We start from the raw sequence: 1,159 nt of genomic DNA, 5'->3' as shown, positions 1-1,159 counted from the left end.
GGTCAACCCGCGCTGGCGGGCGGTGGTGGCGAACACATAGGTGCAGTCGCCCAGCGCCTCCGGCACATCGGCGCACAGCTGCGCCTCGTCCAGCAGGCGGCCCGCGCCCGACGACATTGCCACCGCCTTGGGGTTCGGCCAGCCGTCGCGCGGTGCGACGATGCGCATCCGGTCAAGGCCGAAGTTCCACATTGCCCGCGCCGCGGCGCCGATATTCTCGCCCATCTGCGGGCGGACAAGGACAAAGGCGGGCTGGGGCGTATCGGTGGGCATCGTGTTCTCCGGCAAAATCGGCACTGCTGTACTGCCCGCGCGGCTGCGGGGCAAGGTCCGGCACGGGCTTGGACGGCATTTACCGGGGTTTCACAGCCGCAAATCCTTGCGTCCCGCGGTAAATCGGCTAAACACCGTCCAATCGCCTGAACAATGGAGCACCATCATGGGAAGCCCTGCTGAAGCACCGGAGCAGCCGCAGATCTACCTGATCTCCCCGCCGAGTTTCGAGCTGGGCAAGTTCCCCGGTCAGTTGGCGCGGGTACTGGACGCGGTCGAGGTCGCCTGTGTGCGCCTGGATCTGGCCAGCCGCGATGAGGACACGCTGAGCCGTGCGGGTGATGCGCTGCGTGAGGTCACGATGGAGCGCGACGTGGCGCTGGTGATTTCCGACCACCAGATCCTGGCGGAACGGCTGGGACTGGACGGCGTGCATCTGACTGACGCCTCAAAATCGGTCCGCACCGCGCGCAAAGCACTGGGGCCGGATGCGATTGTCGGCTGTTTCTGCGGCGCGTCGCAGCATGACGGTATGGTGGCAGGTGAAGCGGGTGTGGACTACGTGAGCTTTGGCCCTGTGGGCACCTCCGGTCTGGGCGACGGCGCACAAGCAGAGGTTGACCTGTTCCAGTGGTGGTCCCAGATGATCGAAGTGCCGGTGGTGGCCGAAGGCGGCCTGACCGAGGATCTGGTGCGCGGCATCGCGCCTTACACGGACTTCTTTGGCATTGGCGATGAAATCTGGCACGCTGAGGATCCGCTTGCCCAGATTAAAACTCTGATGCGAGCGATGGGCTGACCCATCAGCGGTAGGTTACAGAAACACCCGCTCCACAAACCAATACCCCCCTATCAGTGCGATTGTGACCGAAGCCGGGATTGCCAC

2 protein-coding genes are annotated in these 1,159 nt (G+C 64.6%); one reads left to right on the top strand and one right to left on the bottom strand.

Features of this window, described 5'->3' with window-relative positions; translation table 11 throughout:
- The coding region (locus A2I95_RS40530; protein ID WP_291737963.1) for an RNA methyltransferase at nt 1-273 on the bottom strand (273 nt) is incomplete at its 3' end.
- A gap of 166 nt (nt 274-439) precedes the next feature.
- Here A2I95_RS40530 and A2I95_RS40525 point away from each other — a divergent pair.
- The gene (locus A2I95_RS40525; protein WP_291737962.1) at nt 440-1,072 is read left to right on the top strand and encodes a thiamine phosphate synthase; all 633 of its coding nucleotides are present in this window, start codon (nt 440-442) and stop codon (nt 1,070-1,072) included.
- Nucleotides 1,073-1,159: the final 87 nt, after the last annotated feature.

The organism is Leisingera sp. F5 (assembly GCF_001593695.1).
The sequence above is the reverse complement of the archived record's forward strand: the minus strand, read 5'-3'. Positions and strand labels throughout refer to the sequence as shown.